Genomic DNA, 22,901 nt, shown 5'->3' on the forward strand with positions numbered 1-22,901 from the left:
GGTCGATGACACGACGCGATGAGGTACTGGCGGCGCTGCGGGCCGCGGGGACGCCCTTGAGCGTGCTCGACGTGGCCGCGCGGTTGTCGATCCATCCCAACACCGCGCGCTTCCATCTGGAGGCCTTGCTCGAGCGCGGCCGGGTCGAGATGATCAAGCCCAGCCGCACGAAACCGGGCCGGCCCCCGCTGATGTTCCGCGCGACAACGGGTATGGACCCGGACGGCCCCCGCGACTACCGCGTGCTGGCCGGGGTGCTCGCCGATGCATTGGCGCGCCAGAACGACCCGCAACGACGTGCGGTCGCTGCCGGCCAAGCATGGGCGAAGAAAGAGGCTGCCACCAACGGCGCCGTTCAGCCGCTGGACCGGGATCAGGCCTTCGAGCGCCTCACGAGTCTCCTTGCCGAAATGGGATTCGCCCCGCAAAAGCGCTCGCGCAACGACGATCTTGATGAGATCGGATTGCACAATTGCCCGTTCCTCGACCTGGCGGACACCCACCGCGACATCATCTGTCCCGTGCATCTCGGTCTGATGCAAGGGGCGCTGGCGGCCTGGGATGCGCCGGTCACCGTGGAAGCACTGGTCCCGTTCGCCGAGCCCGGTCTCTGTATCGCGAATCTGACACCGAGAAGGAGAGTCTCATGACCGCTGCACACTCCATCGCAACCGCGCTCGCGTTCGTCTGGCTCGGCATGGTGCTCGCGATCTCGTTCATCGAGGCCCCGCTGAAGTTCCGGGCGCCGGGGGTGTCCCTACAGATCGGACTCGGCATCGGCCGGTTGGTGTTCCGCGCGCTCAACAGCATCGAGGCCGCGCTGGCTGTGGTCATGGTGATCATCATCGTGATGGACCGACCGTCGACCGGTGCCACCGTCGCCCTCGGCGCAGCCATTGTCGCGTTGGCTGTTCAGTTGATCGCGGTCCGTCCCGCATTGAACCGGCGCTCCGATGCCGTCCTGTCGGCGCCGGCGGGAACGACCCCGGCAGGGCGGTCACGCATCCACTACGTCTACGTCGCCCTGGAGGCCGTGAAGGTTGTCGCGCTGATTGTCGGCGGAATCACGTTGCTGGCCTGACTATTTCAGCAACGGGTCTCGCGGTAGGCCGAGGATGCGCTCGGCGATCGTATTGCGGGTGATCTCCGAGGTGCCTCCGGCGATCGTCATGGCCCGGTTGCCGAGGTAAGCCAGCGTCAGCGTCGGGGTCTGCCCGACGACGGCCGCGGAACCGGCCAGCTCCATGGCCAATTCGGTCATCCGCTGCCCCGATTCGGCCACCAGGAGTTTGGTGACGTTGCCCTCCGGGCCGGGGTCCGAACCCGCGATCGCGCGGGTCACCCGCCGCAGGTTCAACAGCCGCAACGTGTGCGTCTCGGCGATCACCTCGCCGGCCCGCCGCAGATACGTCGTGCGCTTCTCGGGAGACGCATTGTCGAGCAGCTTCACCAGATCGGTCGCGGTGAACCCGGTGGTGCCGCCCGAACCGCCGCCGATCGAGATGCGCTCGTTGCCCAGCGTCGCGCGGGCCACCAGCCAACCCTTGTTCACGTCGCCGACCACGTCGGCGTCAGGGACGAAGACGTCGTCGAAGAACACCTCGTTGAAATGTGCGTGGCCGGTCAGCCCGCGAAGCGGATTGACCGTCACCCCAGGCGCTTTCATGTCGATGGCCATCATCGTCACGCCGGCGTGCTTGGGGGCGTCGGGGTCGGTGCGCACAGTGGCTAGGCCCCACTGGCACTGGTGGGCCAGGCTGGTCCACACCTTCTGGCCGGTCACCCGCCAGCCGCCGTCGACCTTCTTGGCCGACGTCCGCACGGCCGCGGCATCCGAGCCCGCGCCGGGTTCGGAGAACAGCTGACACCACATCACCTCGCCGCGCAGCACCGGTTCGACCCAGCGTTCCCGTTGGTCGTCGGTGCCCGCCTGGGCGATGGTCAGCGTCACCCAGCCGGTGATGCCCAGGTCGGGCCGTTCGACGTCGGCGAACTCCTCCTCGATGACCAGTTGTTCGAGCACGTCGGCGGCGCGTCCCCACGGTTTGGGCCAGTGCGGCACCAGGTAGCCGGAGTCGACGAGGAAGTCGCGCTGCTGGTCGGCGGGCAGGGAATGCAGCGTGGCGACGGCCTCTCGCGCCTGCTCGCGGAACTGCTCGGCTTCCGGCGGCAGCGTGAACGTCGCACCGCGCGCCTGGCCACTGCGCTGAGCTTCGACGACGTCGAGCAGCGGATCGCCGGCCTCGGCCATCAACGCCGCGAGCGTCCTTGCGCGCCGCAGATACAGGTGGGCATCGTGCTCCCAGGTGAAGCCGATCCCGCCGTGTAGCTGAATGTTGGTCTCTGCGTTGAAGACCTGTGTTCGGATGGCGTGCGATGCGGCGACTGCGGCGGCGAACGACGCGCTGTCCAGGTCGTCGGCGCGGGCGGCATCCCATGTCGCGGCGGTCGTCACCTCAGCGTCGACGAGCATATTGGCCGCGTGGTGCTTGACGGCCTGGAATGTCCCGATCGTTCGGCCGAACTGCTCACGGACCTTGGCGTATTCGACGGCCATCTCCATGCTGGCCCAGCTGACACCGACCGCCTCGGCCGACGCGAGGATGCGAAAGACCGTGTGCGCCTTGCGTGCCGCACCGCGAAGCAGTCGTTCCTCGGTGACCGTCAAACCGCTCAGCGCGACCGAGCCGAGGCTGCGCGAGGTGTCCATCGATTCGAGCGGGCTGATCGTGACGCCCTCGGCGACAGAATCGATGACGACGACGTCCTCACCGGCGACGACGACCAGCAGGTTCGCGTCCGGCGCACCCAGCACCGCGAGACTCTCACCGGTCACGACCAGGTCGGATCCGACCGTCACATTGCCCGAGACCGCGAGCGCACCGACTGTGCTGCCGTCGGCGAGACCTGGAAGCAGTTGTGCGCGAGCCGAATCGGAGGCACACCGGTCGATCACCACAGCCGCGGCCACGGTGGGCAGGAACGGACCAGGGCACAGTTCGCGTCCCTGTGCTTCGAGCACCACCGCCAACTCCGCGAGCCCGAAGCCGGACCCGCCGTGTTCCTCGGCAATGGCCAGGCCGGTCCATCCCAGGCCCGCCGAGGCCGACCAGATCTCGGCGGGATGCGACGAGCCGCCCTGAAGCGTCGATCGGGCGGCCGCCCGGCTGTTGACACGGTTGAGCTGGCCGATTGCCGCATCGGCGAGGTCGACGTGCTCTTCTGTGATGGCGAGCGCTGACTTACTCACGTGAAAGTCCTCTGCGAAGTTGACGGTCGGCAAGTCACGCTAGACCATCTGCGCAGGTCACGGTATAGGTGACCGAGATCCCGAAATGTCTCCGGTAGACACTTCGAAAAGATGACATGTGCCGAACATGCCTCGCGGTACAGTCGCGCAATGGCGGTGCGACCGGATGCCCGGTACCCAGGTCCGACGTTCTGGACACGTGCGCGATGGTTACTGAACGCCGGCCCGTCGGATTACATGCTGGCGACGAGCGTGGCCGCGGCTTCGCTACCCGTCATCGGAAAGCACCTGGAACCGTTGGGCACTGTGACCGCGGTCGGCGTATGGGGTTTCCGTCACCTGCCCGATTTCCTGGGTTCGACGGTCAGATCGTGGCTTAGCCCGGGCGATGCCGAGTTAAGGCAGTCCGAGCGCGACAGCACCAACGCTGTCACCGAGGCCGCGCTGCGCGGTGTGGTCAACGCCAAGGACCTCGCCGTCGACTGGCCTGCGCCGGAGTCGGCGCCGCCGTTGTGGAAGCTGCGGGAGCATCGGCGCAGCGTGTACCGCACCTCGGTGCAGTACGGGCCCCGGTCTTCACAACTGCTCGACGTGTGGCGGCCCAAGGAGTTGCCCGCCGAGCCGGCGCCGGTGCTGATCTTCGTGCCGGGCGGGGCGTGGGTGCACGGCAACCGGATCCTGCAGGGGTACGCGTTGATGTCCCACCTCGCCGAGAAGGGCTGGGTGTGCCTGTCGATCGACTACCGGGTGGCGCCGCACCACCGGTGGCCGGCCCATATCCACGACGTGAAGACCGCCATCGCGTGGGCCCGCGCCAACGTCGACAAGTTCGGCGGCGACCGTGACTTCGTGGCGGTCGCGGGCACGTCGGCGGGCGGTCACCTCTCAGCGCTGGCAGGACTCACCGCCAACGATCCGGAGCTGCAGGCCGAGCTGCCGGAAGGCTCCGACACGTCGGTGGACGCGGTGGTGGGCATCTACGGTCGCTACGACTGGGAGGACAAGTCCACCGTCGAGCGGGTGCGCTTCGTGGACTTCCTCGAGCGCGTCGTCGTGGGACACAAACTCGCCAAGCGTCCGGACGTTTACCGCAAGGCGTCCCCGATCGCCCAGGTGCATCCCGAGGCACCGCCGTTCCTGATCGTCCACGGCACCGGCGACAGTGTCATCCCGGTGGCGCAGGCCCGTTCGTTCGTCGAACGGCTGCGCGCGGTGTCCCGGTCGGTGGTCAGTTACGTCGAACTGCCCGGCGCCGGGCACGCGTTCGACATGACCGACGGGGCCAGGACCGGCTCGGCCGCGATGGCAATAGGATTGTTCCTGAACCAGATTCACCGAAACCGGACGCTGGTGGGGGCCAAAGAGGTTATATAGGCTCCTCCGGAGGGAGGGGTCGCGACGTGAGAAGGCTCAGCGGCTGGGACGCGATCCTGCTGTACAGCGAAACTCCGACGGTGCATATGCACACGCTCAAGCTGGCGGTGATCGACCTCTCCGAGTTGGGTGACCGTCCCTTCGGCATCGAGGAGTTCCGCCGCGTCATCCACGGGCGGCTCTACAAACTCGACCCGTTCCGATACGAGCTCGTCGACATCCCGTTCAAGTTCCACCACCCGATGTGGCGGGAGAACTGCGAAGTCGACCTCGAGTACCACGTGCGGCACTGGCGGGTGGACAGCCCAGGCGGTCGCAGGCAACTCGACGAAGCAATCGGCCAGATCGCCAGCACGCCGCTGGACCGCAGCAGGCCGCTGTGGGAGATGTATTTCATCGAAGGTCTGGCCAACGGACGAATCGCGGTGCTCGGCAAGATTCACCACGCCCTCGCCGACGGGGTCGCGTCGGCGAATCTTTTGGCCCGCGGGATGGATCTGCAGCAAGGCCCGCAAGCCGAGCGTGACTCGTACGCAACGGATCCGCCGCCGGGCAAGGCGGAGTTGGTGCGGACCGCGTTCGCCGACCACATGCGCCAAATCGGCCGGCTACCGAGCGTCATGCGCTATACGGCGCAGGGTCTGCAACGTGTGCGCAAGAGCGCGAAGAAACTCTCACCCGAACTCACCCGGCCGTTCACGCCGCCGCCGTCGTTCATGAATCACCGCGTCGACGCGCAACGCAAGTTCGCCACCGCCACCCTGGCGCTCGCCGACGTCAAGGAGACGGCAAAGCATCTGGGCGTCACCATCAACGACATGGTGCTCGCGATCTCGGCGGGCGCGTTGCGGGAACTCTCCCTGAAGTACGACGGTCAGGCCGACCATCCGCTGTTGGCTTCCGTGCCAGTCAGTTTCGACTTCTCACCGGATCGGATCTCTGGAAACTACTTCACCGGTGTGATGATGACGGTCCCCATCCAGCTCGAGGATCCGCTGCAGCGGGTCCAGGCGGTGCACGATGCCGCGGTGGAGGCCAAGGAAACGCATCACCTGATGGGCCCGGAGCTGGTGAGCCGGTGGTCGGCGTACTTCCCGCCGCGCCCTGCCGAGCGGCTGTTTTCCTGGCTGGCCGAAAAAGACGGCCAGAACAAGGTGTTGAACCTGCCGATCTCCAACGTGCCCGGTCCGCGGCAACCCGGTCGCGTGGGCGGCGCGCTGGTCACCGAGATCTACTCCGTCGGACCGCTGACCACCGGCAGCGGGTTGAACATCACGGTGTGGAGCTACGTCGACCAACTCAACATCTCGGTGCTGTCCGACGGCGCGACGCTCGAGGACCCGCACGAGTTGACCGACGCGATGATCGCCGCATTCGTCGAGATCCGCGGGGCCGCAGGGCTTTCGAGTGAACTTACGGTGGTCGAGTCCGCCATGGCGCAGTAGGGCGGCTTCGGCTCAGACTTCTACGCACCCGCGGATTCAGCCTGCGGCAGTTGACCGCTCGGCGCGTGGCGCTGCGCGTGCACCCAGGACAGGAAACGTTCGACGGCCTGCGCCGTGTAGTGCGCCCGCGGTGACCCGTAGAAGTCGAATGCATGCTGGGCGTGCGGGATTTCGGCGTAGGCCACGGTGGACGTCGACACCTTGCGAAGCGCCTCGACGAAATCGCGTCCCTCCTGCACCGGAATGATCGAATCGTCCTGACCGTGAAGCACGAAAAACGGTGGGGCGTCGCGACGCACCCGCATGATCGGGGAGGCGTCGACATAGGTCTGCTTGTTCTCGCTGATGGGCTTTTTCACGACGAACTTCTGCAGGAAACCGATGAACTCCTTGCGGCCGGAGCCTCGTGCCGACACCCAGTCGTAGCGTCCGTAGATCGGGACCGCGGCCGCCACCGACGTGTCGGCGTCCTCGAAGCCCGGCTGCCACTGCGGATCATCCGGCGTCAGCGCGGTCAGCGAGGACAGGTGCCCGCCCGCCGAGCCGCCGGTGATCGCGACGAAGTCGGGGTCCCCGCCGTAGTCGGCGATGTTCTCCTTGATCCAGGCCAGGGCCCGTTTGACGTCGACGATGTGCGCGGGCCAGGTGTGCCGCGGGCTGACGCGGTAGTCGATCGAGACGCACACCCAGCCCCGCTCGGCCATGTAGCTGAGCAGGGGATAGGCCTGCGGCCTGCGCATGCCGATCGCCCACGCACCCCCCGGCACCTGCAGCAGCACCGGCGCCTTGCCGTCGCGCGGCAGGTCGGCACGCCGCCAGATGTCGGCGCGGTTGACCCGGCCGTGCGGGCCGTACTGGACGGTGTTGGCCCGCTCGACGTAGCGGCGGCGCAGCAGTTCGTTCGGGGGAACGCCGACGTTAGCGAGCCGACGCCGCCTGCCGGGTTGCGACGACGAAGCCACCTGCTTGTAGTCGTCGCCGAGCGCCTCACGCAGCGGTTCCTCGAAATAGCGCTTCGACGTCGCGTTGCGGTACATGATCAGGCCGAGCAACGCCCATGCGATCGCGGTGAGCGCCAACGCGATACGGCCCCGCGCACCGCGGAAGTCCCCACGCAGGCCGCGCCGTATGGCGTCCAGCACCGAACCGGTCAGGTACAGCGGCGCGGCCTCGGTCGTCGGCCAGCCGAATGCGAACACCGGCAGCGTGATGTAGCCCTCGCGCCCGAGCGGCTGCACACCGTTGGCGGCATTGGCGAGTTCGGCCGCCGCGCGCAGCAGCGGAAAACGGCGTCTAGTCATCGAGGTCCGTCATATCCCCCAGACGGCTGTCCAAAACAAGTCTCAGCCGAGGATCGGGAGGCGGCGCTCGGTGGCCAGCTCGTCGAGGGCCCGCTGCATCACCCGGCGGACGTGGGCGTCGACCTCGTCGATGTCGGGGTCCTCGCCGAACTCGGCGACGATGTCGATCGGCGGCAACACCTGCATGACGATCTTGGACGGCAGCGGGATGTTGGGCGGCACCACCAGTGACAGGCCGAACGGGAAGCCGAATGAGACCGGCAGGATCTTGGTGCGCGCCAGGCGCGCGATCGGGCCGAGACGCTCGGCCAACCAGGTGCCGCGCGACAGGAAGATCTGGGTCTCCTGGCCGCCGATGCCGACGGTCGGGACGATCGGGACACCCGCGTTGAGGGCGGCCTTGATGTAGCCGGTTCGCCCGCCGAAGTCGATGACGTTCTCCGAAAACGTGGGCCGGTACACGTCGTAGTCACCGCCGGGGAACACCACGACCAGACCGCCGGAGCGCAGTGCCCGGTCGGCATTCTCGTGGTTGGCGCTGATGTAGCCGATCTTGCGGAAGAACTCACCGGTCGGTCCGACCATCAGCATGTCGTGGCTGAGCGTGTAGATGGGCCGGTCGTAGCCGTGATGCTCGTAGAAGTCCGCCGCCAGGATCGGCACGTCCATCGGCAGCATGCCGCCGGAGTGGTTGGACACCAACAGCGCACCGCCCGCGGGGATGTTCTCGAGTCCGCGCACCTCGGAGCGGAAGTAGCGCTTGAGGAGCGGGCGGGTGACGGCGAAGAAGCGCTCGGTCAGGCCCGGGTCCCATTTTGTGAGCTGCGACGGCTCGGCGTCTCCGGTGGCCACCGCACCCCCTCTGATCGGAACTGAAACGTGTTCTAGTTTAGCGGAGCGCCCCTGTGCAGGACAAACGGCGAGCGTTTGCGCTCAAGGGGGTGCGGCTACCTTATCCGCATGGACGGCCGCGACCTACTTGCGGACCGCTACGAACTACGAGGTGTACTCGGTCGCGGCGGGATGGCGGAGGTTCACGACGGCTGGGACACCCGGCTGCACCGGCCGGTGGCGATCAAGCTGCTCTATCCGGCGTTCACCACCGACACCGATATGCGGCGACGGTTCGAGGAGGAGGCCCGCGCCGCCGCGGGGCTGAACCACCCCAACATCGTGTCGGTGCACGACAGCGGCGAGCATGACGGCAGCCCGTTCATCGTCATGGAGCGCCTGCCGGGACGGACGCTGCAGGACGAGATCGAGACGGGGCCGATGCCGCCACCGCGTGTCCGGTCGATGCTGCACGACGTGCTCGGCGCGCTGGGCTGCGCGCATGCGGCGGGCATCGTCCACCGTGACATCAAGCCCGGCAACGTGCTGATCGCGCCGAACAGCGGTGCGATGAAGGTCGCCGACTTCGGCATCGCCAAGACGGCGGGCTCCGCGCTCACCGCGACCGGCCAGATCGTCGGCACGATGGCCTACATGAGCCCGGAGCGGGTCGCCGGCGCACCGGCCTCGGTCGCCGACGACCTCTACGCCGTTGGCGTGATGGGTTATGAGGCGTTGACCGGGCGGCGGCCGTTCCCGCAGGAGAATCCCGCCGCCCTGCTGCACGCCATCCTCGACGCACCGCCGCCTCCGATCAGCGTGGTGCGTCCCGACATCGACCCGGCGCTGGCCGCGACGATCGACCGGGCGATGGCCCGAGACGCGAGCCAGCGGTTCACCAGCGCCGAGCACATGCGCGCCGCGCTGATGGGCGCTCCCTCGATGGGACCGGCACCCGCAGCGGCGCCACGACCCGCCACGAAGATCCTCGCCGAACCGCTGGCGCCCTCCGCCAACTACTTCGTCGCTCCGGCACCGCGGCGGCGGCCGATGAGCCGTGAGCGCAAGCTTCTGATCGCGGCCGCGGGGTTCGTCGCGTTGGTCGTCGCCGGCCTCGCCTTGGCGCTCGACCCGTCGTCGACCACGCAGCCGCCGCAACAGGTCAGCACCAGCACCCCGGCGCAGCCGCCACCGCCCCCGCCGACCACCACCGCGGCGCCGCTGCCGCCACCGGTGCTCGTCTTCGAGCAGCCCGAACCGCCCAAGCCGCCGAAGAAGGGCGGCCCGGGCAATGGCAACGGACGGGGCAACGGGAACGGCAAGAAGGGCGACTGACGCGTTTAGGCACCGCACCCCGCGGCTATCCACCGTCGACAATCGGGTCGGCTCGGGTCCCCTCCGCACCGCAGCGGACGGGCGGACCGCGACCGTTGAGCAAGTTCGGAGCGATGGCGACAAGTCAACGACTGATCCCCGGCATGGCGATCGGGGGCCGTTACCGGCTGCTCGCCGCACACGGCAGCCGCCCGCTGCTGGAATTCTGGCAGGCGCTCGACATCGCCTCGGGCCAGCATGTCGCGCTGACCGTCGTCGATGTTGCGCACGAATTGCCCGACGAGTTCGTCCACGAGATCCTCGCGCGCACCATCCGGCTTCGTGGCCTCGACACAGCGGGTATCGCGCCGGTGCTCGAGGTGATGCATACGGGAGCCTTCGGTGTCGTGGCGTCCGACTGGCTTCCCGGGCAGAGCCTCCGTGACGTCGCGGACGAGGGGCAGGCGCCGGATTCCGTCGCCGCCATGACGCGAGCGTTGGCCGCGGCCGCCGAGGCGGCACACCGTGCGGGCCTCGTGCTGTCGGTCGACGATCCCGCGCGGTTGCGGGTGGGTGCCGGCGGACAGGTGGCGCTGGCGTTTCCCGCCATCCTTCCCGAGGCCACCGCGCAGACCGATCTGCGAGGGATCGGCTGCGTCCTGTCCACGCTGCTGCTCGGCCAGTGGCCGGACGGTGCGGCCCAACCCGAAGAGCCGGCCGAAGTCGATCCCCGGATCCCCTTCCTGATCTCCACGACAACCTCGGCGCTCCTACGGGACAATGGTGGAATCAACAGCGCCGCAACGCTTCTCACATTGCTGGAGCAGGCTGCGGCGTCTGACATGGAGTCGACTCACCGAGTGATGCCGCCCCTGCCGACTGTCGAGTCCGGACGCTATGCCGAATTCCGCAACTTCGGACCCCAGGAACAGAAGGAGGCGGCCCGCCGCGCCATCCTGCGCACGGGCCTCGGTGCCGCCGCGGCCATTGTTGCGGTGGGGATGCTGGCGCTGGGCTCCTCGCTCAACGGTCTGCTGGAGACCAACGACGACAACGTCGCGATGGACGCGGACAAGCTCGGGCTGGTGCCGACGACGACCGCGGCGCCCCCACCGCCCGAGCAGACCAAGACCGTGCGCGGACTGGCTCCCGGCGACCGCATCCCGTTGGAGGCGGCGACCGTCTTCTCCCCCGACGGATCTCCGGACAGCCCCGGCGATGCCGGATTGGCGATCGACGCCAAGCCTGAGACGGCATGGTCGACCGACCGCTACTACGACGCCGATCCGTTCCCGAAATTCAAACCCGGCGTGGGTCTGCTCATCTCGTTGCGCGAACCCACGCCGATCACCGCGGTCACCGTCGACCAGAACAGCGCGGGCTCGCTGATCCAGGTACGCGGCACCGACAAGCCCGATGACCCGAAGGCGCTGACCGACACCTTCGAGCTCACGCCCGCCACACCCGTGGAGCCCGGCGTGACGCGGATTCCCGTGACGGACCCGCGGCCCGTCGCGCGGGTGGTGGTGTGGATTACGAAGTTGGGCGCCGCCGACGGTCAGAGCCGTGCGGCGATCGCCGAGATCGGCGTGCACGCGCCCGCTGCGCCCGCATGATCTCATCCGCGGACCGTTACGATCAGCCGCGTGAGTGACAACACTGAACCCGTCGTCCTTGTCGAACAGCGCGACCGCATCCTGATCATCACCATCAACCGCCCGCAGGCCCGCAACGCGGTGAACGCCGACGTCAGCCGCGGCCTTGCCGACGCCATGGACCGACTCGACGGCGATGCCGGCCTGTCGGTGGGCATCCTGACCGGAGCGGGCGGCTCGTTCAGCGCAGGCATGGACCTCAAGGCGTTCGCGCGCGGCGAGAACGTGGCCATCGAGGGCCGCGGCCTGGGCTTCACCGAGCGCCCGCCCGCCAAGCCGCTCATCGCCGCGGTGGAGGGCTACTGCCTCGCCGGTGGCTGCGAGCTGGCGCTGGCCACCGACCTGATCGTGGCGTCGAAGGAATCCGCGTTCGGCATTCCCGAGGTCAAGCGCGGGCTGGTCGCCGGCGGCGGCGGACTGCTGCGGTTGCCGCAGCGGCTTCCCTACGGCCTCGCGATGGAACTGGCGTTGACCGGTGAGAGCCTGTCCGCGCAGCGCGCCCACGACCTCGGCATGGTCAACGTCCTCGCCGAACCCGGTCAGGCGTTGGAGGCGGCGATCGCCTTCGCCGAGAAGATCACCGCCAACGGTCCGCTCGCGGTGGCCGCGACCAAGCGGATCATCGTCGAATCGCGCGACTGGAACTCCCAGGAGATGTGGAAGAAGCAGGTCGAAATCTTCGGACCGGTCTTCATGTCCAACGACGCCAAGGAAGGCGCGATCGCGTTCGCCGAGAAGCGGGCGCCGAAGTGGACGGGAACGTAACGGGTTTCATAACCGCCGCCCGGGGCAACCGTTAGACGTGGAAACGTTGTCCCGAGCGCGGAACGCGCAGAAGCGCATCTTCAAGGTGCAGCGACGAGTGTGGTTGGTGCAGGCCGCGATGTGGCCGACGCTGGCGCTCGCCGGTATCGGAGCGGTCGCCGTGGTGATCGCCCTTTATCGCAGACGCGCCGACGGCCCGGGGACAGCGATGCCCTCGCCGACCGACGGCCTACCTCACCTCTAAGGAGACAGCGCATGGCGCAGAGCGACGACCTGCCGATCATCGACTACGACCAGCTGCCGTTGACCGAGTTGCGGCACCGCATCCGTGCGCTCGACGAGCCCGCGCTGCGGGCGGTGTTCGACCACGAGACCGCGCACGGCAACCGCATCCCGGTGCTCGAGGTGCTGCACGCGCGGCTCAAGGAGTTGACCCACGGCGCCGAGCCATCGTCCGGTGACCCGAGCAACGCGCCCGAGGTGAGCGGTACGGCGGGCGGTTCGCCCGTGCAGGAGTCGACGGCCGCGCAGGCCAACACCCCGCTTCGGCACGGCGTCGCGAACCAGACGCCGGCCCGCGGCAAGCCCTAGGTTCCGCCGCGCGGAGTCTCGCCGCCGCGCGGCAATGGTTGACCTGAACGGCCGTTGAGGTCGCAAGATGTGGGCATGGCAACCGACGTGACGGCCACGCTCGACGTGGCGGCCTATCTGGACCGGATCGGCTACACCGGCTCTACGGAGCCGACGCTGTCCACGCTGCGCGCCTTGGTGGCGGCGCACAACCGGTCGATCCCGTTCGAGAACCTCGATCCGCTCCTGGGCATTCCCGTCGTCGACCTCAGTGCGGGCGCGCTGGCCCGCAAGCTCGTGCGCCGTCGCCGCGGCGGTTACTGCTACGAGCAGAACGGCCTGATGGGTTTCGTGCTCGAGGCGCTGGGCTACGGCGTGCAGCGGCTCGCAGGCCGGGTGGTGTGGATGAACCAGTCGGGCGCACTTCCCGCACAGACGCATCAGGTGCTGGCGGTGCGTGTCCCGGCAGACGACGGACCGTGGTTGGTCGACATCGGGTTCGGTGGGCAGACGCTGACCTCGCCGATCCGGCTCGAAGCCGGGCCCGTGCAGGCGACGCGCCACGAGCCCTACCGGCTGCGCGAGCACGACGAGGGCTTCGAGTTGGAGGCCGAGATCCGCGGACAGTGGCAGCCGCTGTACACGTTCGAGACCCACCCGCGCCCGCAGATCGACCTGCAGGTCGGAAGTTGGTACGTGTCAACGTTTCCCGAGTCGGGATTTGTCACCGGTCTGTCGGTGGCGCTGGTCACCGACGACGCGCGGTGGAACCTGCGCGGCCGTAACCTGGCCATCCATAGCGGGGGAGACACCGAACGAGTGCGCCTCGACACCGCCGCCGACGTCCTCGCCGAACTGACCGGCCGCTTCGGGATCGACCTGACCGACCTCGGTGACCACCGCGACATCGAAGCCCGGGTGCACGAGGTGCTGGACAGCTGAACGCAGCAGGAATCGTCATGTTCTTACGCCCGCGGCGCGACCATACTCGGTGATCGTGACCACCGAAGCGCGCCGCGACCGCCTGCGCGAACTGCTCGACGCGGTCGTCGCTGCGGACAACAGCGGGGTGGATCGCATGGCCCGCAGCACGCACGCCTCCGAATTCCACTTCTCGCGGGAAGTGCGGCGCCTGACCGGCGAGTCGCCCGCGGCGATGCGCCGCCGCATCATGCTCGAACGCGCAGCATGGCGACTGCAGCAGGGTGAGCGCGTGACTGCCGTCGCCGCCGACGAAGGCTGGTCGTCGGTCGAGGTGTTCTCGCGCGCCTTCCGACGCACCTTCGGTGTGCCGCCGTCGAGGGCCGCTGACGTCGAGTTCCGGGTGACCGCGCCCAACGGCCTTCACTTCCACCCGCCGCACTCGCTGTGGCTCGACAACGCCGGGGACGCGAAGGAGCCCGACATCTCCCAACTGATGGTGGCGCACGACGTCGCCGACACCGCGTATCTGATCGACTGCGCGCGCAACCTGACGAAAGAGCAGTGGCAAGAGGAGATTTCGCCTGGGCAGGTGGTCCTCGACTGGGACGGTCCCGAACCCAGCGTCGGAGCGGTGCTCGGTGCGATCGTCTGGACCAAGCAGGTGTGGCTGGCCACGATCGAAGGACGCGACTTTCCTGACCGCTCGGCCACCCGAGGAGAAACGACCACCGCCGCGCAGCTGGCCCGACATCACGACGACATCGCAAAGTGCTGGACGGCAATGGTTTCCGAGTACGCCGCCGACGGCCGGATGGGGGACACCGTCATCGACGCGCTGTGCGATCCGCCCGAATCGTTTCAGCTGTACGGCATCGTCGCACACGTGTTGGAGTACGCAGCCCTCCGGCGCGGACTGGCCCGAACGATGCTGGCCCACCACGGGATCGACGTCCGCATGGGGGATCCGTTGGAGTGGATGAGGGGCAACTGACTTGGCGACGGTCTACTACACGGCGGCCAGCTTGGACGGTTTCATCGTCGACGAACACGACAGCCTGGACTGGCTGACATCGCGCGACATCGACCGGGACGGACCGTTCCACTACGACGAGTTCATCGCCACGATCGGCGCCGTGGTGATGGGTTCGGCGACCTACGAATGGATCGTGCGCAACCATCCCGGTGACTGGATGTACGAGCAACCGTCCTGGGTGTTGACGCGGCGACCGCACATCGTCGAGCGCGGACACGATGTGCAAACGTTCGCCGGCGACGTCGCCGATCTGCATCCCGAACTGCTCGCCGCCGCGGCGGACAAGGACGTGTGGGTGGTCGGTGGCGGCGATGCCGCGCGACAGTTCGTTGAGGCGGATCTCATCGACGAGATGATCGTCAGCTACGCGCCGTGCTCGCTCGGCGCGGGTTCGCCGGTGCTGCCGATCCGTTCGGAATGGGAACTGGTCGAGGCGGCGGTGAACAGAGACTTTGTCTGCGCGCGATGGCGCTCGGCTCAGTTGCGGTCGGGCACGCCGTAGCGGCGGATGAAATCCCTTGATCTGATCAGGAATTCGATTTGCTGAGCGACATCGTGGAGCGGGTCGACCGAGCGGGTCGACCGGCACAGCACCACTGCGCCCTCCAGCGCCGCGATGCAGGTGATCGCAAGGGAGGCCGCGTCGGACTCGTCGAAGCCGTCGGAGACGAACGCGCGGGTCAGCGCGTCACGCCAGTGGCCGAAGATGCTGCCCGCCACGCTGGTCAACTGCGGTTCCTCGGCAGCCGAACCGATCGCCGCCGCCACCACCGGGCAGCCGGCCACGAAGTCGCTCTCGACGAGCAGTTCTTCCCAGAACGCCACGAAGTTGCGGACCAGATGCATTCCGCCCTTGGCGGCCGCTTCGTCGATCTCCTTGGTGATCGCGTCACCGGCGTAGCTCAGCGCCTCGCGCAGGATCTGGTTGCGGCCCGCGGGGAAGTGGTAGTACACCGACCCGCGCGGCGTACCGCTGCGGGCGAGCACTTCGTCGATCGTGACGCCTGCCGCGCCGCGCTCCCGTAACACCTCGACTGCGGCGATCAGCATTTTGGTGCGCGTCGAACCGCGCTTGTTGGCGGTCTTCGTCCCGACGGAAGACAGGTCAACCTCCAATGGGGCGATCAGGCTGCGGGCGTGCGACGCAGGTGCGCCGGACGCCAACCGAGCGTACGGGGGCTGAAGCGGAAGACCCGGCGGTCGTGCACGCGATGGGTGAACCGGTATCCGGCGACGTTGACTTCAATGACCCACATCGGGTGCCTCCCTGGCTATGACGAACAGCATAAAACCGTCAACACAAGGGAGCAATCAATGTATTCCACATCACAGCAATGTATTGGATCGGCCCAGCTAGACGGGCTTGTCTAGCCGCGTCAACCCTGCCGAGCGGCCGACCCCCATTATGGGAAAGATCATAATGCGGTGAGAGTCAGGCTACTGAGCTGAAGTGCAGGTCGCAGCGCCATCGGACGGCTACGCTCGGCTCCACGCGAACGAAAGGCGCTCGTGATGGGCCACTACAGAAGCAACGTGCGGGATCTCGAGTTCAACCTCTTCGAGGTGCTGGGTCTCGACAAGGCGCTGGCGACCGGCGAGTTCGGCGAACTCGACGGCGATTCGGTGCGCCAGATGCTCGACGAAGCCGCCCGGCAGGCCGAGGGTCCGCTCGCCGAGTCGTTCGCCGAATCCGATCGGCACCCGCCCACATTCGATACCGCCACCCATGAGGTGACGCTGCCCGAGCCGTTCAAGAAGTCGTTCAAGGCCTGGCAGCAAGGCGAGTGGTTCCGCGTCGGGATGGCCGAGGACATCGGCGGGGTGGCGGCACCGGCCGCCGTGGAATGGGCGATCAACGAGTTCGTCCTCGGCGGCAATCCGGCGGTGTTCATCTACCAGGCCGGATCGAAGATGGCGGACATCCTCTACGGCATTGGCAACGAGCAGCAGAGACACTGGGCCGGGCTCATGGTGGAGCGCGACTGGTGCGCGACGATGGTCCTCACCGAACCCGACGCCGGTTCCGACGTCGGCGCCGGCCGCACCAAGGCCGTCCAACAGCCCGATGGCACATGGCATCTCGACGGGGTGAAGAGGTTCATCACCAACGGCGACGCCGGCGACCTGTTCGAGAACATCGTGCATCTCGTGCTGGCCCGCCCCGAGGGCGCGGGACCGGGCACAAAGGGTCTGAGCCTGTTCATCGTGCCGAAGTTCCACTTCGACCCCGAGACCGGTGAACTCGGCGAGCGCAACGGCGTCTTCGTCACCAACGTCGAGCACAAGATGGGGTTGAAGGTGTCGGCGACGTGCGAGCTGACCTTCGGTCAACACGGGGTGCCCGCCGTGGGCTGGCTGGTCAACGACTCCCATAACGGCATCGCCCAGATGTTCAAGGTCATCGAGTACGCCCGAATGATGGTGGGCACCAAGGCGATCGCCACGTTGTCGACGGGTTATCTCAATGCGCTGGACTATGCCAAGACCCGGGTGCAGGGCGCGGACATGACCCAGATGACCGACAAGACCGCGCCGCGGGTGACGATCCTGCATCACCCGGATGTGCGCCGGGCGCTGCTGACGCAGAAGTCCTACGCCGAAGGGCTGCGCGCGCTCTACCTCTACACCGCCGCCCACCAGGATCCCCCCGTCGCGCAGATCGTCTCCGGAGCCGACGCCGAAATGGCAGGCCGCGTGAACGATCTGCTGTTGCCGATCGTCAAAGGTGTGGGTTCGGAACGGGCATATCAGTGCCTGACCGAATCCCTACAGACGTTCGGCGGTTCGGGTTTCCTGCAGGACTATCCGATCGAGCAGTACATCCGGGACGCCAAGATCGACTCCCTGTACGAGGGCACCACCGCCATCCAGGCGCAGGACTTCTTCTTCCGCAAGATCGCCCGCGACCAAGGTGCCGCGCTGGCGCACCTGGCCAGTCAGATCGAGGAGTTCATCCGCAGTGACCTCGCGCGTGCAGAGCTCGCCGACGGTCGCGCCCGGTTAGCCACCGCGCTGCAGGACGTGCAGGCGATGGTCGCGGCCCTGACCGGATACCTGGTCTCGGCGCAGGAGAACCCGCGCGAGCTGTACCGCATCGGCCTGGCCTCGGTGCCCTTTCTGCTCGCCGTCGGCGATTTGGTGATCGGCTGGCTGTTGTTGCACCAGGCCGAGATCGCGCTGGCCGCGCTGGACGGCGACGTCTCCGCGGGCGACCGGGCGTTCTATACCGGCAAGGTCGCCGCGGCGAACTTCTTCGCCGAGCACATGCTGCCGCTGTTGACCTCTGCGCGCGGCATCATCGAGACCATCGGCCTCGACGCGATGGACGTGCCCGAAGACGCGTTCTAGTCCTCGGGGGTGTAGCCGAACGGCAGCAGCACGCTCTTGTGCTCGACGTAGGCCTCGATGCCCTCCGGACCGTTTTCGCGGCCGATGCCGGAGTTCTTGTAGCCGCCGAACGGGGCGCCGGGATCGAACGCGTACATGTTGACCGCGTAGGTGCCGGTGCGGATCTTCGACGCGACCTCGAGCGCCTTCTTGTTGTCGGTGGTCCACACCGAGCCGGCCAAGCCGTACACCGAATCGTTGGCGATGCGGATCGCGTCCTCTTCGGTCTCGTAGGGGATGACCGCGAGCACGGGTCCGAAGATCTCCTCCTGGGCGATCGTCATCGAGTTGTCGACATCGGCGAACACGGTCGGCTCCACGAACCAGCCGTTGTCCAGACCCTCCGGGCGGCCACCACCGGTGACGAGGCGCGCACCCTCGTCGACGCCCTTCTTGATGTAGGACTCGACGCGGTCGCGCTGCTTCTCCGAGATCAGCGGGCCGATCGCGGCGTTCGGGTCGTCGGGCAGGCCGACGGGCATCGCGCCGATGAAGTTGGCGATCTTTTCCACAACCTCGTCGTAGCGCGACCGGGGCGCCAGGATGCGCGTCTGTGCGACGCAGGCCTGCCCGCTGTTCATCACGCCCGAGAACCCGAGCATCGGCAGGGTGGAATCCAGGTCGGCGTCCTCGAGGATGATCGCGGCGGACTTACCGCCCAGCTCCAGCGTGCACGGCTTGAGCTTCTCGGCGGCGATCTTCGCGATCTCCTTGCCGACCGCGGAGCTGCCGGTGAACGTGTACTTGTCGATCTGGTCGTTGGCGGTCAGCGCGCGACCGGTCTCGGGGCCACCGGGGACGATCGACAGTACCCCTTCGGGCAGACCGGCCTCGGCGAACATCTCGGCCATCGCGAACACCGACAGCGGTGTCTCGGCGGCCGGCTTGAGCACGACGGTGCAGCCGGCCAACAGCGCGGGGCCGAGCTTGTTGGCGGCCAGGAAGAACGGCACGTTCCACGCGGTGACGGCGCCGACGACGCCGATCGGTTCGCGCACGACCATGGTCTGGCCGTAGATGCCGTCGCGGATCTCCTTCCACGGGAACTTGTCGGCCGCGCCCGCGTAGTACTGGAACGACGACATCGCCGCGCCGTACTGCATCATGTCGACGATGGTCTGCGGCTGGCCGGTCTCGGCGGCCAGCAGGAACTTCAGCTCGTCGCCGCGCTCCTCCATCAGCTTGACCGCCGCCGCCAGCACCGCGGCCCGCTCCTGCGGCGTCTTGTGCGGCCACGGGCCCTCGTCGAACGCCTTGCGGGCGGCGGCGCATGCCGCGTCGACATCGGCGGCCGACGCCAGCGGCACCTTGCCCACCAACTCGCCGGTGGCGGGCGAGTGCACCTCGATCACATCGGAGGTGGCCGGCTCGACCCACTTGCCGCCGATGAACAGCTGGTCCCATTCGGTGCGATACGCGGTGCTCTGTGTCATGACCGTCACACTACCTAGGAAGCCGCCGAAGTAGAACCTGTTGCAGTCGGCCGCTCACGGCGCCCGCAGAACCAGCACCAGGTTGCTCACCAGGAACTCCCTCACAACCGGTACCTTCGTCAGCGACCACGCCCATCTCGGGTGGTAGCGGGGGAAAGCGGCGACCAACGCACCGGTGCTCGCCGCCCACTGCAGGCCGTCGGCCGCCGATACCGCAAACAGTGACGAACCGTAGTTGTTCTTCGGCGGATGGCCCTGCCTGCGGGTGTATCGGCGCGCGGCACGGGCGCCGCCGAGGTAGTGCCACAACCCGGTCTCATGCCCGCCGAACGGGCCCAGCCACACCGTGTACGACAGCACCACCAGCCCGCCGGGCCGGGTCACCCGAAGCATCTCCGCGCCCATCCGCCACGGCCGCCGCACGTGCTCGGCCACGTTCGAGGACAGGCAGATGTCGACGCTGGCGTCGGCGAACGGCAAAGCCGTCCCAGATGCCCGCACGTAGGTGCTCGCGGTCACCAGCCCCGGAGCGGCGTGCATCTCGGCCGGATCCGGTTCGACCCCGATGTAGCGAAAACCTTTGTCGGCGAACGCTTCTGAGAAGTAACCGGGGCCGCCGCCGACGTCGAGCACCGTCCGCCCGGCCGGCGTCGATCCATCCGTGGCCAGCCACAGGTCGGCGACCATCTCGGCGGTGTCCTCGCCGAGAGCGCCGTAGAACCGTGCCGGGTCGCTCTGCTCGAAGCGGAACTGCGCGAGCAGGCGCAGCGACCGCGACAGTGTCGCCCGCTCGGCGAACCGGTCGGTGACTGGCATGGAACCGAAGACTACGCAGCGCCGCGATCCGACTACGCTGTTGCCGATGTCTGCCCGTCCGCTCCGATCGGTGCTGCTGCTGTGCTGGCGCGACACCGGCCATCCACAGGGTGGCGGCAGCGAGGCCTACCTGCAGCGCATCGGCGCGCAGTTGGCCGCGTCGGGTATCGAGGTCACGCTGCGCACAGCGCGCTATCCGGGAGCCGCGCGTCGCGAGGTCGTCGACGGAGTACGCGTCAGCCGCGGCGGCGGGCGCCACACCGTTTACATCTGGGCGGGGCTGGCGATGGTGTTGGCCCGTTTCGGGCTCGGGCCGCTGCGGCGCGCGCGACCCGACGTGGTGATCGACACGCAGAACGGCATCCCGTTCATGGCGCGACTGGCCTACGGGCGGCGCGTCGCTGTGCTCGTGCACCACTGTCACCGCGAGCAGTGGCCGGTGGCCGGGCCGGTGAAGGGCCGAATCGGCTGGTTCGTCGAGTCGAGGCTCTCGCCGCGGGCGCACCGGCGTAATCAGTACGTCACGGTGTCGCTGCCGTCGTCGCGTGATTTGGCCGCGTTGGGCGTGCGTCCCGGACAGATCGCGGTGGTGCGCAACGGGCTCGACGAGGCGCCGGCCTCGACGTTGGCCCCCAGGCGCGCGCCGGCCCCGCGGGTCGTGGTGTTGTCACGTCTGGTGCCGCACAAGCAGATCGAGGACGCGCTGGAGGCCGTCGCCGCGCTGCGGCCGCGCTTGCCAGGGCTGACGCTCGACGTCGTGGGCGGCGGCTGGTGGGAGCAGCGGCTGGTCGAACACGCCGCCCTGCTCGGCATCTCCGATGCGGTGACCTTTCACGGCCACATCGACGACGAGGCCAAACACCGTGTGCTGCAAGAGGCTTGGGTACACATGCTGCCCTCGCGCAAGGAGGGCTGGGCGTTGGCGGTCATCGAGGCTGGCCAGCATTCGGTGCCCACGATCGGCTACCGGTCGTCCGGTGGACTGACAGACTCCATCGTCGACGGCGTGACCGGCGTGTTGGTCGACGACTTCGACGGTCTGGTCGGCGGTTTGGCTGAACTGTTATCCGATCACGTGCTGCGCGAGCAACTCGGAGCCAAGGCACATGTCCGCTGCGGTGAGTTCTCCTGGCAGCAGAGTGCCGAGGCGATGCGCACGGTGCTGGAAGCGGTGCACCGCGGCCAGTACGTCAGCGGCGTGGTCTAGCCTTCGCGACGCTCCCCGTCATCGAACCGTCCCCCTCGGGTGCTAGAACGGCGGCGGATCGTCCAGCAGAGCTCTCGGATCGGTCGGCGGACCGGTGCCCAGCGGGTAGAAGCTGCCGAAAGTCTGGGTGGCCGGCGTGGTGTTTTCCGCTCGGATCGTGGCGTTGAGGGCGCGTTCGCGTTGGATGCGCCGCTCGCGGTTCTGGCGGCGGGAGCGTCGGCGGGTGGGCATGCAGATCCCGCGTCCCGGTGCCGGTGCAGGCATCTCGGGCAGGTGAAGTGTGCCGGTGGAAGCGCCGAGTTGTGGAAACAGCATCGCTCCGAACGGAGTAGTGGTGTGTATGCGCCCGGTCGGGCTGGTGAATATGACGGCGCCGTCGGGTTGTTGGCGCACGATCCACCCGCCGGGTCCGCAGTAGAACGTCTTCATCAGGTGGTGCAGCCGGCAGAAACAGGCGTTGTTGGACGGGTGGGTGGGCCCGTAGGGCCAGGGCGCGGCGTGGTCGATGTCGGATCGCCAGGCGGGACGGTCGCAATTCATCCACCGGCAGGTCAGGTCGCGGGAGCGTACGAAATCGGCAAGCGCGGTCGAGGGACGGTACTGCGGTTCGGGTGCTGCGTCGTCGGGGATCTCAATGGGGCGCCGCTTGGCGTGGCGCGCCACCTCGGCGACGGTCGACGCCGGAACCGGACCCAATCCGGATACGTACCCCGGTGTCGTGCCGGTGCCTTCGACGGTGTCCCGCTCGGCGAGCATATGGACCAAAACGGTGGTTGCCGTCCTGCCAGCGGCGGGACAGTCAGGTCGTTCGCATTGGCACACCATCGTGTCCTCGTGGGCAAGCACCGCCGCGATCGCGTCCGCCCGGCGCTGGCGGTGCGTTCGTGGATCCTCCCGGCAGACCGTGGCGGCCAGCGCGTCGAGTCGCTGACTCAAAGCCACCCCGTCGACGCCGCGTAGGCAGGCGACGATGTCGGCCATTCCGTACTGGCCAGGTATGACATCGAAATGGCGGTCGTCGTCACGGGATTTGGCTCGGCGCACCGCGTCCGGGTCGATCTGAAGGACCAGCCAGTCGACGACCTCGACGAGCTTGTTGTACGACAGGTGGTTCCACTGGCCGGCCCGGTCGGCGAAGATAGCGTCGATCAGTGCGCAGGCGTCCTCGCTGACCATCAGGTCGGTGCGGTAGATCAGCATGTTGACCACCTGCCACTCGATCTCACCGGCAGCGAACACCTTCGCCACCTTGGGAAGCCGTTTGATCAGGGCCTGGCCCGAGCTCATCATGGACGAGGCCCGTCCGCGGCTGATGCCGAGTTCGGCACCGATCTCGGAAGCCACGACCTCCCAGTCATCGACCACCTTGTCGTCGTTCTCGCCGTCACATTCGGGAACGCGGCGCAGGCTGAAGTGCCCGATTGCCAACAGCTGACGCGCGATCTCGACCCGGCTGGCGCGCTGCGCCTGGCCCATCAGGTCGACCAACCCCGCGTCGCTTGTCGTATCGAACATGTGTGGCGCTCCACGTGTTTTCGTGGGCGCTTTCGTGCTGATCAGAGCTGATTTTTGTTGCGGTGCAGGGTTGTCGGTGCT

22 protein-coding genes are annotated in these 22,901 nt (G+C 67.8%); 14 read left to right on the top strand and 8 right to left on the bottom strand.

All coding sequences use genetic code 11. From position 1 onward, the window contains the following. Window positions 1–5: 5 nt before the first annotated feature. Window positions 6–650: a metalloregulator ArsR/SmtB family transcription factor gene (locus A5759_RS00710; protein WP_066848378.1), complete on the top strand. Its 645-nt coding sequence runs from the start codon at window positions 6–8 to the stop codon at window positions 648–650. Continuing rightward, complete coding sequence (locus A5759_RS00715) at window positions 647–1,081, top strand: hypothetical protein (RefSeq protein WP_066848109.1); 435 nt, start codon at window positions 647–649, stop codon at window positions 1,079–1,081. The genes A5759_RS00710 and A5759_RS00715 overlap by 4 nt, the downstream gene beginning before the upstream one ends. Here A5759_RS00715 and A5759_RS00720 read toward each other — a convergent pair whose 3' ends face one another. Next, window positions 1,082–3,250: an acyl-CoA dehydrogenase gene (locus tag A5759_RS00720; RefSeq protein ID WP_068192594.1), complete on the bottom strand. Its 2,169-nt coding sequence runs from the start codon at window positions 3,248–3,250 to the stop codon at window positions 1,082–1,084. 150 nt (window positions 3,251–3,400) lie between these two features. Between A5759_RS00720 and A5759_RS00725 the strand changes: the two genes are divergently transcribed. Next, the gene (locus A5759_RS00725) at window positions 3,401–4,624 is read left to right on the top strand and encodes an alpha/beta hydrolase (RefSeq protein WP_068192597.1); all 1,224 of its coding nucleotides are present in this window, start codon (window positions 3,401–3,403) and stop codon (window positions 4,622–4,624) included. A 26-nt stretch (window positions 4,625–4,650) separates the two neighbouring features. Further along, on the top strand, window positions 4,651–6,069 hold the full coding sequence (locus tag A5759_RS00730) for a wax ester/triacylglycerol synthase family O-acyltransferase (RefSeq protein WP_068192601.1): 1,419 nt from the start codon (window positions 4,651–4,653) through the stop codon (window positions 6,067–6,069). A 20-nt stretch (window positions 6,070–6,089) separates the two neighbouring features. Here the strand turns inward: A5759_RS00730 and A5759_RS00735 are convergent, their stop codons facing one another. Together A5759_RS00735 and A5759_RS00740 are read right to left on the bottom strand one after the other, a co-directional pair. Continuing rightward, on the bottom strand, window positions 6,090–7,370 hold the full coding sequence (locus tag A5759_RS00735) for an alpha/beta hydrolase (protein ID WP_068192604.1): 1,281 nt from the start codon (window positions 7,368–7,370) through the stop codon (window positions 6,090–6,092). Between the two features lie 42 nt (window positions 7,371–7,412). After that, a complete protein-coding gene (locus A5759_RS00740) occupies window positions 7,413–8,222 on the bottom strand; it encodes a lysophospholipid acyltransferase family protein (RefSeq protein ID WP_064399990.1) in 810 nt (269 codons plus the stop codon). Between the two features lie 108 nt (window positions 8,223–8,330). On the opposite strand from A5759_RS00740, the gene A5759_RS00745 reads away from it, so the two are divergent. The 8 genes from A5759_RS00745 to A5759_RS00780 all read left to right on the top strand — a co-directional run bounded on the left by A5759_RS00745 (window position 8,331) and on the right by A5759_RS00780 (window position 14,964). Beyond that, a complete protein-coding gene (locus A5759_RS00745; RefSeq protein ID WP_068192607.1) occupies window positions 8,331–9,536 on the top strand; it encodes a serine/threonine-protein kinase in 1,206 nt (401 codons plus the stop codon). A 113-nt stretch (window positions 9,537–9,649) separates the two neighbouring features. Further along, window positions 9,650–11,131 carry a protein kinase family protein gene (locus tag A5759_RS00750; protein WP_156616759.1) on the top strand — a complete coding sequence of 494 codons (1,482 nt, stop codon included), beginning with the start codon at window positions 9,650–9,652 and terminating at the stop codon, window positions 11,129–11,131. A gap of 21 nt (window positions 11,132–11,152) precedes the next feature. Then, entirely contained in the window at window positions 11,153–11,935 is a 783-nt protein-coding gene (locus A5759_RS00755) for a crotonase/enoyl-CoA hydratase family protein (protein WP_064399987.1), read from the top strand. Window positions 11,936–11,981: 46 nt separating this feature from the next. Beyond that, entirely contained in the window at window positions 11,982–12,179 is a 198-nt protein-coding gene (locus A5759_RS00760; protein ID WP_156616760.1) for a hypothetical protein, read from the top strand. A gap of 11 nt (window positions 12,180–12,190) precedes the next feature. Continuing rightward, window positions 12,191–12,526 carry a hypothetical protein gene (locus A5759_RS00765; RefSeq protein WP_068192615.1) on the top strand — a complete coding sequence of 112 codons (336 nt, stop codon included), beginning with the start codon at window positions 12,191–12,193 and terminating at the stop codon, window positions 12,524–12,526. Window positions 12,527–12,601: 75 nt separating this feature from the next. Further along, the gene (locus A5759_RS00770) at window positions 12,602–13,447 is read left to right on the top strand and encodes an arylamine N-acetyltransferase (protein ID WP_068192618.1); all 846 of its coding nucleotides are present in this window, start codon (window positions 12,602–12,604) and stop codon (window positions 13,445–13,447) included. Window positions 13,448–13,502: 55 nt separating this feature from the next. Next, complete coding sequence (locus A5759_RS00775; protein WP_068192654.1) at window positions 13,503–14,420, top strand: helix-turn-helix domain-containing protein; 918 nt, start codon at window positions 13,503–13,505, stop codon at window positions 14,418–14,420. Between the two features lies 1 nt (window position 14,421). Beyond that, window positions 14,422–14,964: a dihydrofolate reductase family protein gene (locus tag A5759_RS00780; protein ID WP_068192621.1), complete on the top strand. Its 543-nt coding sequence runs from the start codon at window positions 14,422–14,424 to the stop codon at window positions 14,962–14,964. On the opposite strand, the gene A5759_RS00785 is transcribed toward A5759_RS00780, so the two are convergent. After that, entirely contained in the window at window positions 14,940–15,512 is a 573-nt protein-coding gene (locus A5759_RS00785; RefSeq protein WP_068192657.1) for a TetR/AcrR family transcriptional regulator, read from the bottom strand. The two genes, A5759_RS00780 and A5759_RS00785, sit on opposite strands and share 25 nt — an antisense overlap. A gap of 74 nt (window positions 15,513–15,586) precedes the next feature. Then, on the bottom strand, window positions 15,587–15,718 hold the full coding sequence (locus A5759_RS26425; protein WP_255390434.1) for a hypothetical protein: 132 nt from the start codon (window positions 15,716–15,718) through the stop codon (window positions 15,587–15,589). A gap of 256 nt (window positions 15,719–15,974) precedes the next feature. Between A5759_RS26425 and A5759_RS00790 the strand changes: the two genes are divergently transcribed. Next, window positions 15,975–17,810, top strand: a complete 1,836-nt coding sequence (locus A5759_RS00790; RefSeq protein ID WP_068192624.1) for an acyl-CoA dehydrogenase — start codon at window positions 15,975–15,977, stop codon at window positions 17,808–17,810. Here the strand turns inward: A5759_RS00790 and A5759_RS00795 are convergent. Together A5759_RS00795 and A5759_RS00800 are read right to left on the bottom strand one after the other, a co-directional pair. Beyond that, window positions 17,807–19,282 (bottom strand): aldehyde dehydrogenase, encoded by a 1,476-nt coding sequence (locus A5759_RS00795; RefSeq protein ID WP_066848074.1) that lies wholly within the window; start codon window positions 19,280–19,282, stop codon window positions 17,807–17,809. The genes A5759_RS00790 and A5759_RS00795 overlap by 4 nt on opposite strands. Before the next feature lie 54 nt (window positions 19,283–19,336). Further along, on the bottom strand, window positions 19,337–20,098 hold the full coding sequence (locus A5759_RS00800) for a class I SAM-dependent methyltransferase (protein ID WP_068192629.1): 762 nt from the start codon (window positions 20,096–20,098) through the stop codon (window positions 19,337–19,339). A 46-nt stretch (window positions 20,099–20,144) separates the two neighbouring features. Here A5759_RS00800 and A5759_RS00805 point away from each other — a divergent pair, with 46 nt between their 5' ends. Continuing rightward, entirely contained in the window at window positions 20,145–21,305 is a 1,161-nt protein-coding gene (locus A5759_RS00805) for a glycosyltransferase family 4 protein (RefSeq protein ID WP_068192661.1), read from the top strand. Window positions 21,306–21,347: 42 nt separating this feature from the next. Here the strand turns inward: A5759_RS00805 and A5759_RS00810 are convergent, their stop codons facing one another. Further along, window positions 21,348–22,820 (bottom strand): 13E12 repeat family protein, encoded by a 1,473-nt coding sequence (locus A5759_RS00810; RefSeq protein ID WP_068192634.1) that lies wholly within the window; start codon window positions 22,818–22,820, stop codon window positions 21,348–21,350. Window positions 22,821–22,901 lie beyond the last annotated feature (81 nt).

Origin of the sequence: Mycobacterium sp. 852014-52144_SCH5372336 (assembly GCF_001665615.1) — a bacterium.
Taxonomy (GTDB): Bacteria; Actinomycetota; Actinomycetes; order Mycobacteriales; family Mycobacteriaceae; genus Mycobacterium; species Mycobacterium neumannii_A.

What these genes read in the sequence shown, in the direction of transcription:
- A5759_RS00710 (WP_066848378.1), top strand. Translation starts at nt 6, where the DNA reads ATGACACGACGCGATGAGGTACTGGCGGCGCTGCGGGCCGCGGGGACG.
- A5759_RS00715 (WP_066848109.1), top strand. Translation starts at nt 647, where the DNA reads ATGACCGCTGCACACTCCATCGCAACCGCGCTCGCGTTCGTCTGGCTC.
- A5759_RS00725 (WP_068192597.1), top strand. Translation starts at nt 3,401, where the DNA reads ATGGCGGTGCGACCGGATGCCCGGTACCCAGGTCCGACGTTCTGGACA.
- A5759_RS00735 (WP_068192604.1), bottom strand. Translation starts at nt 7,370, where the DNA reads ATGACTAGACGCCGTTTTCCGCTGCTGCGCGCGGCGGCCGAACTCGCC.
- A5759_RS00745 (WP_068192607.1), top strand. Translation starts at nt 8,331, where the DNA reads ATGGACGGCCGCGACCTACTTGCGGACCGCTACGAACTACGAGGTGTA.
- A5759_RS00750 (WP_156616759.1), top strand. Translation starts at nt 9,650, where the DNA reads ATGGCGACAAGTCAACGACTGATCCCCGGCATGGCGATCGGGGGCCGT.
- A5759_RS00765 (WP_068192615.1), top strand. Translation starts at nt 12,191, where the DNA reads ATGGCGCAGAGCGACGACCTGCCGATCATCGACTACGACCAGCTGCCG.
- A5759_RS00770 (WP_068192618.1), top strand. Translation starts at nt 12,602, where the DNA reads ATGGCAACCGACGTGACGGCCACGCTCGACGTGGCGGCCTATCTGGAC.
- A5759_RS00785 (WP_068192657.1), bottom strand. Translation starts at nt 15,512, where the DNA reads ATGCTGATCGCCGCAGTCGAGGTGTTACGGGAGCGCGGCGCGGCAGGC.
- A5759_RS26425 (WP_255390434.1), bottom strand. Translation starts at nt 15,718, where the DNA reads ATGTGGGTCATTGAAGTCAACGTCGCCGGATACCGGTTCACCCATCGC.
- A5759_RS00790 (WP_068192624.1), top strand. Translation starts at nt 15,975, where the DNA reads ATGGGCCACTACAGAAGCAACGTGCGGGATCTCGAGTTCAACCTCTTC.
- A5759_RS00795 (WP_066848074.1), bottom strand. Translation starts at nt 19,282, where the DNA reads ATGACACAGAGCACCGCGTATCGCACCGAATGGGACCAGCTGTTCATC.
- A5759_RS00800 (WP_068192629.1), bottom strand. Translation starts at nt 20,098, where the DNA reads ATGCCAGTCACCGACCGGTTCGCCGAGCGGGCGACACTGTCGCGGTCG.
- A5759_RS00805 (WP_068192661.1), top strand. Translation starts at nt 20,145, where the DNA reads ATGTCTGCCCGTCCGCTCCGATCGGTGCTGCTGCTGTGCTGGCGCGAC.
- A5759_RS00810 (WP_068192634.1), bottom strand. Translation starts at nt 22,820, where the DNA reads ATGTTCGATACGACAAGCGACGCGGGGTTGGTCGACCTGATGGGCCAG.